The following is a 7977-nucleotide window of genomic DNA, read 5'->3' as shown; positions in this document are numbered from 1 at the left end:
AATATTACCAGCATTAATTTTTATACTTATTGTCACTTCTTTTTTTGCTTAAAGATTTTTATTGCCAGATAGTTTGGTGGTTTATGCAAAAACGCTATTGTCCGCGCTATTTTTCGTATCAAACTTTTATTTTTTTGATGAAGATACTTATGTCTCTGACTCAAGTGAATATAAGCCATTATTACATACATGGAGTCTTTCGGTTGAATGGCAGTTTTATTTAATATTTCCATTCTTATGTATTCTTGCATTCAAATACTTCAGACACAATAAATGGCAGTTTATTGCATCTTTATTGGCGTTGTCATTATTATTAGCTCAGTTGCTATCATTTTGGCAGCCTAACTTTTCTTTTTATTTACTACCCACCAGAATGTGGGAACTGCTGGCTGGGAGTATCGTAGCCATTCTTTTAATGGAGGAACAGTTTAATGTAAAAAGCTATTACTTCAAAATAATGCCTTCCATTGGTTTACTCATTATTTTAAGTTCAATTCTGTTTGTTGATGATAAAATTTTACATCCTTCTTTTATTACGGCTATTCCAATATTGGGTACATGCATTATTATCTATTTTTCTCGACAGGATGATATTGCAACATCTCTATTATCAGTCAAACCTATAATTTTTATTGGTGCTATATCTTATTCTATTTATCTTTGGCATCAGCCGCTATTTGTTTTTTATAGAGTAAAAATTGGTAGTATAGATAATAAAACATCTTTAATGTTAACTGTCTTTACAGTAATTCTTGCTGTTATTTCATTTTATTTAATCGAGAAGCCATTTAGAAAAAAACAACTTGTACTATGGAAACGGGTTGTAATGTTGGTGTCAGTACTCATTTTGGTTATCTTTGCTGGTGTGACCATTATTAAGAATGGCTTTGCTGATTCAACGGGAGAACGTTTATCTCCTGTCGCAAAAAAAATGTATCAAGAATTTAAAGTGCCGGAATTTAGACGATTAGACAGTGATACCAAAGGGAGAAATTACCTTTCAGGTAATATGGAGTCGTCATGTGGAAATAGAGATCCTCTGGATGCATGTCGATTTGGTGATCAAAGTTGGGTAGTTATTGGTGATAGCTATGCGGGGTCTTTTGAATATGCTCTACAAACAGAACTAGCCAGACAAGGTAAGGGTATTATATCTCTAACATATGAACAATGTTCTTTTGTATCAGACAAGTTATGGTTTGGAACTGCGCCAGAGTGTCCAGAAATCAATCGCCGGCGCTGGGAAGTAATTAAAGCATTCACAGATAAAAAGACATTTCTCATTGCAGCTAATTATGCTCAATTTAAAGATACCAAACTTGTTGAGGGTGCTTCAGGTCAAAATATAACATCAGAGAAAATTGCGCCTAACCAATTGGTATGGCAGTCTTTAGCCGGTAACATTAATATACTTCTTTCCATGGGGCACCGCGTTGTTTTAGTTTATCCCATTCCTTCGGTGCGGACGGATGTGAAAAGAGATTACTTCAGACTACTCGATATCAGTAATGGTAACGTCGGGAAAGTTTATGATAAAAGTACAAAAGGATATAACGCTGCAATATCATTAAGTGAAGAATTGGATAACTATATTAAACCTAATCCTAACTTAATTATTATTAGACCTGTTGATAGTTTATGTGAAGGGCATAACTGCATGATTATCAATAAAAATGGTGGGTTGTATAATCAAGGGAATCATCTTTCTAATGCTGGGGCTAAATTGGTCTTGGGGCCAATCCCTTTTAGGCAAACCAAGATAAATTCAAATTGATAAACAGCATGCGGCACTGGAGGATCTTTTTTGCAGTCAATGATAGAAAGGTCTTCCAGATTTCCGGGTACATTTTGTGCTATCATAAGAGCCGTTTTCCGTCACTCTCGTCCAGCCTTTACCCCATTTATGGGCTGTAGCGGGGTCAATCAAGAATAAATTCAGCGAATGTATCAAGAAAATACTTCAGTAGATTTGGCCATGAAAACAGATGAGCCAGCCATATTGCCACATTACCCCCTACAGCGGTTTTCCGTCGCGCCGATGCTCGACTGGACAGATCGCCATTGCCGCTATTTTCATCGTTTGTTGACCAAGCAGGCTTTGCTTTATACCGAAATGGTTACCACCGGCGCCATTATCCATGGGAAAGCCGACTATCTGGCTTATAGCGAGCAAGATCATCCGGTTGCATTACAATTGGGTGGTAGTGATCCGCAGGCATTAGCCCATTGTGCAAAATTAGCCGAGCAGCGTGGGTATAATGAAATAAACCTGAATGTGGGTTGCCCATCTGACCGGGTACAAAATGGTCGTTTTGGCGCTTGCCTGATGGCGGAGTCCAATTTGGTCGCTGATTGCATAAAAGCCATGCGTGATGTGGTTTCTATTCCAGTTACGGTGAAAACGCGTATTGGGATTGATGAGCTGGATAGCTATGAGTTTCTGTGCGAATTCGTGCAAACTGTCGCGGAGCGTGGGGAGTGCGATATTTTCACCATCCATGCCCGTAAAGCCTGGCTCTCAGGATTGAGTCCGAAAGAGAACCGTGAAGTACCGCCACTGGATTATGAGCGGGTTTATCAGCTTAAACGTGATTTCCCTGCACTGACCATCGCCATTAACGGTGGCGTGAAAACACTGGCTGAAGCTAAAGAACATCTTAAACATGTTGATGGGGTGATGATGGGGCGCGAAGCTTACCAAAACCCCAGTATATTGACGCAAGTAGATCGTGAATTATTTGATCCTAATGCGCCGGTGGTTGACAGTGTTAAAGCTGTTGAAGCGCTCTTTCCTTATATTGAACAGGAATTGTCGCGTGGCGCTTATTTGGGCCATATCACTCGTCATATTCTGGGTATTTTCCAAGGAATCCCCGGTGCGCGCCAGTGGCGTCGTCATCTGAGCGAAAATGCACATAAGCCTGGCGCTGATGTTTCCGTGGTAGAACAGGCACTGGCTTTGGTGGCTCGCCCACAGCACAGTTCGTAAGAAAAGTGACTATAAGTTAGTGAAATTGACCATGCCTGCCTATTTCTCTGGCAGGCTTATTTTTATTTAAAACAAATAAATTCAATCGGTTATCTGTCTTTTTTAAATTGGCACGTTTCTTGTAATACTCTTGATAAAACCTCAGGCAATATCATTTATAGAATGATATTGCGGTGGGGGATATACAATTATTAAGGAGCTAGCCATGTTCGAAATTCTTTTTGTTATTGGTTTTTTCATCATGTTGATGGCGACCGGCATCTCCTTGTTGGGCATATTTGCAGCTTTAGTGGTCGCGGCAGCTTTTATGATGTTAGGTGGTTTATTTGTGATGATGATTAAATTGCTGCCATGGTTGATTCTGGCCGTTGTAGTGGTCTGGATATGGCGTTCGATGCAAAAACCTACTGTAAGGCGTTACTAAAATTTCGCTTTCTTGCGGCAGCGATCACAGCCTGAAAGATTAGTAGGATGAATCTGGGGGAAAACGTTTTTTTTCTCAAACGAGCTTGCTAGGATGCTACCCGATACGTTTTTGGTATCACATTTTCATCCCTGACAGAACTAACAATAGCTGTATAAACGGCACGCAGTTCTGGCAGTCTACCCTGTAGTACCCCTACACTTGCATTAAAGAAAACAGTGTAACCAGGGCTTCTGGTAGTTAGAGGCCCTGGTTATTACTTTCGATGTGAAGCTTGACGAGAAGAGCCTCGGATGAGCAATAAGTTAAAGAACAATATTAAAGGTTAGAAAAGAACCGATCATAGTTGGCAATGATATAAGAAATTTGTGCATCAAAGGCTTCTTTTGCTAATTGCTTTTCCTCATCACTTTTACATTTCGCTTTGATATCAAAAAAACTCTGTTGCATTAATTGAACTGTGACATCCATTGATTTCTGGAAAGCAGATAAATTATTATTTTCACCATAATTATTTAACAGTTCATCAAATTTTTCATCCGCGTAGTCGCGTAACATCTGGAACTCCACGTTGTTAATTTTATTATCACAATAAATATAGCTTAATAATTTATCTATATTTCTGTTTTGTTCAGTGTTAGTCATTATTTAAACCTCAGTATATGTAATGGATTTAGGATGTCTGGATATGACGTTGTGAGGATATATAGTTAATAGTGCGAGGGCAATCAGGATATATTAGGCAGTAGCTTGAAAGTAATAGGAAATAACTTTTTTAATAAATTATAATTGTAAATAATGGATAGTAATATTTAACTATCCATTATTGGTGAAAGTCTTTAATTACGGAATTAATAGGCTGGAGCCGGTTGTCTGACGACTTTCTAATATTTCATGGGCACGGCGGGCATCGCTGAGCGGGAATTGCTGAGCTTTGGCTACATCAACATTAATTGCACCACTGATAATCAGTGAGAACAGTTCGTGGCTGGCGCTTTCCAGTTCTTGTCGATTAGTGACATAAACATTAAGAGATGGGCGAGTCACATACAGCGCGCCTTTTTGGTTGAGTATAGCAAGATCTACCCCTGTCACCGGGCCAGAAGCATTACCAAAGCTGACCATTAAGCCTCTGCGTTTAAGGCTATTAAGTGAGTCCAGCCAGGTGCTTTTGCCCACCGAGTCATAAACCACATCCACTTTTTCGCCATTCGTCAGTTCAGCCACGCGTTCGGCGATATTTTCTGTGCGGTAGTTGATGGTCGCCCAAGCCCCGTTGGCTTTAGCCAATTCGGCTTTTTCATCAGAACCGACGGTACCAATTAGCCTGGCCCCCAGCGCTTTTGCCCATTGGCAGGCAATCAACCCGACACCACCCGCCGCCGCATGGAATAAGAATACTTGACCGGGTTTTATTTCATAAGTTTGGCGCAATAAATACTGAACTGTCAGCCCCTTAAGGAATGAAGCGGCGGCTTGTTCAAAAGAGATTTGCTCTGGGAGTAGGGCAACTTTCTCCGCAGCAACATTATGCACTTCACTGTATGCGCCGAGAGTTGATTGAGCATAAACCACCCGGTCACCCACTTTTAGCGAGTTAACTGCCGAACCCACTTTTATCACGACCCCGGCAGCTTCTGTTCCCAGCCCACTGGGGAAGTGTGGTGGTGCGTAAAGGCCGCTGCGCACATAGGTATCAATATAATTAATACCGATAGCTTTGTTTTCTACCTGAACTTCATGTGTAGCGGGGTCTGTTGGCGTGAAATCGAGGTATTGCAACACTTCCGGCCCGCCCGTGGTGCTAAATTGAATATGCTTTGCCATGTTAGCTCCTTTGCGATAGATGTATTTTTACCCTACAGGGTTCTACACGAGGAGCCAACATCTTGCTAATACCGATAAGTAATAGGGAATTCATAATTACCCTTCGGGTATCATCGCGTATACTAAGCGGCACTATTTTCCTATCGCAACCATTGTCCTATCGCAATAATAGAGGTAAATAACACTTTTTATGGCAGCAAAAAAACCAACCAACAATATGGCAGAACCGCGCGACCGCCAGATGGAAGGGCTGAAACTCCCGCCTCATTCGCTGGAGGCAGAGCAGTCCGTGTTGGGCGGTTTGATGCTGGATAACGAGCGCTGGGATAACGTATCAGAGCGCGTAGCCAGCAATGACTTTTTCAGCCGCCCGCATCGCCGAATCTTTACTGAAATGCAGCGCTTGCTGGAAAACAGCAAGCCGATTGATTTGATCACACTTTCTGAGTCACTGGAGCAAAAGGGTGATTTGGAGTCGGTAGGCGGTTTCGCCTATCTGGCAGAGTTATCAAAAAATACGCCAAGTGCAGCAAACATCGGCGCTTATGCTGACATCGTTCGCGAACGTGCAGTTGTACGTGAAATGATCTCGGTCGCCAATGAAATTGCCGATGCCGGTTATGATCCGCAAGGGCGTAGCAGTGAAGATCTGCTGGATCTGGCCGAATCGAAGGTATTCCAGATTGCCGAAAGCCGCGCCAATAAAGATGAGGGGCCGAAGAGTGTCGATCAGATCCTCGAAGCCACTGTTGCGCGTATCGAGCAGCTTTATCAGCGGCCACATGATGGCGTTACCGGGGTTTCAACCGGTTTTACCGATTTGGATAAGAAGACTGCTGGCTTGCAGAAGTCAGATTTGATCATTGTCGCCGCGCGTCCGTCGATGGGGAAAACTACCTTTGCGATGAACCTGTGCGAAAACGCCGCGATGATGCAGGAAAAACCGGTATTGATCTTCAGTCTGGAGATGCCAGGCGATCAGATCATGATGCGTATGTTGGCGTCATTGTCTCATGTCGATCAGACACGTATCCGTACCGGCCAGCTCGATGATGAGGATTGGGCGCGAATTTCGAGCACCATGGGCATATTGATGGAAAAGCGCAATATGTACATCGATGACTCCTCCGGCCTGACTCCGACAGAAGTGCGCTCCCGTGCGCGACGTATTTTCCGCGAACATGGTGGGTTAAGCCTGATTATGATCGACTACCTGCAATTGATGCGGGTTCCGTCGCTTTCGGATAACCGTACCCTGGAAATCGCCGAAATTTCGCGTTCCCTCAAAGCATTAGCCAAAGAGCTACAAGTGCCGGTCGTAGCACTTTCTCAGCTTAACCGTAGCCTGGAGCAACGTGCGGATAAACGGCCCGTCAACTCCGACTTACGTGAATCAGGCTCTATTGAGCAGGATGCCGACCTAATCATGTTTATTTATCGTGATGAGGTGTATCACGAAAACAGTGATGAGAAAGGGATTGCACAGATTATTTTGGGTAAACAGCGTAACGGCCCGATCGGTTCTGTTCGACTGAAGTTTAATGGTCAATGGTCGCGCTTTGATAACTACGCAGGCCCGCAATACGATGATGAGTAGTGAATAATATCAATAAATAAGGATAAGAAATGAAAGCGGCAACAGCAGTAATCGACCGCCGCGCTCTGCGACATAATTTGCAACAGGTACGGCGCATGGCGCCACAAAGTCGCCTGATTGCTGTTGTGAAAGCAAACGCTTATGGCCACGGGTTATTAGAAACAGCGCATACTTTGCAGGACGCAGATTGCTACGGTGTAGCGCGGATCGGGGAAGCACTGATGCTACGATCCGGTGGGATCGTGAAGCCGATTTTGTTGTTGGAAGGTTTTTTTGCCGCAGAAGATCTGCCGGTTCTGGTGGCCAACTGCATTGAAACAGCAGTACATAGCATTGAGCAGTTGGAAGCGTTGGAAGCTGCCGAGCTTTCTGCGCCAATCCATGTTTGGATGAAACTCGATACCGGTATGCACCGTTTGGGCGTTCGCCCGGAACAAGCCGAGGCGTTTTACCAGCGCTTAAGCGCGTGTAAGAATGTTATTCAGCCAGTCAATATCATGAGCCATTTTAGCCGCGCGGATGAGCCACAAGTGGATACCACCCGCCAGCAACTGGACTGTTTTGATACTTTCGTCACTGATAAGCCTGGCAAGCAATCTATCGCGGCATCTGGTGGTATTTTGCTATGGCCAGAAGCGCACCGCGATTGGGTTCGCCCTGGCATCATCTTGTACGGTGTTTCGCCGATGGATGAGCCTTATGCCAGCCATTTTGATCTGTTACCTGCAATGGCATTGAAATCCAGCCTGATTGCAGTACGTGAGCATAAAGCCGGTGAGTCTGTGGGTTATGGCGGCACTTGGGTGAGTGAGCGCGATACCCGTCTGGGTGTGGTGGCAATCGGCTATGGCGACGGTTATCCACGTAGCGCCCCTTCTGGCACCCCGATGTGGTTGAATGGCCGTGAAGTTGGCATTGTGGGCCGGGTTTCAATGGATATGATTTCTGTTGATCTCGGGCCAAATGCGACAGATAAAGTGGGTGACGAGGTGTTGCTGTGGGGGCCTGAGTTGCCGGTTGAAAAAATTGCAGCGTGCACAGGTATCAGCGCCTACGAATTGATTACTAAGCTGACCTCCCGCGTCGCGATGGAATATTTAGGTGAATAAGGTAAGCTGCCTAATCAAGGTATAAACAATT

Annotated in this window: 7 protein-coding genes; 5 read left to right on the top strand and 2 right to left on the bottom strand. The window is 44.0% G+C overall.

Annotated features, from left to right (window positions below; translation table 11 throughout):
- The first annotated feature begins 61 nt into the window (after positions 1 to 61).
- From HU019_RS02290 to pspG, 3 genes are all read left to right on the top strand, one after another.
- The gene (locus HU019_RS02290) at positions 62 to 1774 is read left to right on the top strand and encodes an acyltransferase family protein (RefSeq protein ID WP_235921473.1); all 1713 of its coding nucleotides are present in this window, start codon (positions 62 to 64) and stop codon (positions 1772 to 1774) included.
- Between the two features lie 168 nt (positions 1775 to 1942).
- Positions 1943 to 2989: a tRNA dihydrouridine(20/20a) synthase DusA gene (dusA, locus tag HU019_RS02285; RefSeq protein ID WP_407083984.1), complete on the top strand. Its 1047-nt coding sequence runs from the start codon at positions 1943 to 1945 to the stop codon at positions 2987 to 2989.
- A 205-nt stretch (positions 2990 to 3194) separates the two neighbouring features.
- Positions 3195 to 3413, top strand: coding sequence for an envelope stress response protein PspG (gene pspG / locus HU019_RS02280; protein ID WP_050078175.1), 219 nt, complete (start codon positions 3195 to 3197; stop codon positions 3411 to 3413).
- 318 nt (positions 3414 to 3731) lie between these two features.
- On the opposite strand, the gene HU019_RS02275 is transcribed toward pspG, so the two are convergent.
- The gene (locus HU019_RS02275; RefSeq protein WP_174849185.1) at positions 3732 to 4058 is read right to left on the bottom strand and encodes a hypothetical protein; all 327 of its coding nucleotides are present in this window, start codon (positions 4056 to 4058) and stop codon (positions 3732 to 3734) included.
- A gap of 198 nt (positions 4059 to 4256) precedes the next feature.
- Entirely contained in the window at positions 4257 to 5240 is a 984-nt protein-coding gene (locus HU019_RS02270) for a quinone oxidoreductase (protein WP_174849184.1), read from the bottom strand.
- Positions 5241 to 5430: 190 nt separating this feature from the next.
- Between HU019_RS02270 and dnaB the strand changes: the two genes are divergently transcribed.
- Both dnaB and alr read left to right on the top strand, forming a co-directional pair.
- On the top strand, positions 5431 to 6837 hold the full coding sequence (gene dnaB / locus HU019_RS02265) for a replicative DNA helicase (protein ID WP_174849183.1): 1407 nt from the start codon (positions 5431 to 5433) through the stop codon (positions 6835 to 6837).
- 29 nt (positions 6838 to 6866) lie between these two features.
- Positions 6867 to 7946, top strand: a complete 1080-nt coding sequence (alr, locus tag HU019_RS02260; protein WP_174849182.1) for an alanine racemase — start codon at positions 6867 to 6869, stop codon at positions 7944 to 7946.
- Positions 7947 to 7977: the final 31 nt, after the last annotated feature.

The sequence above is a fragment of the Yersinia artesiana genome (assembly GCF_902726545.1).
GTDB classification, from domain to species: domain Bacteria; phylum Pseudomonadota; class Gammaproteobacteria; order Enterobacterales; family Enterobacteriaceae; genus Yersinia; species Yersinia artesiana.
This window is presented reverse-complemented; position numbering and strand designations above follow the sequence as displayed.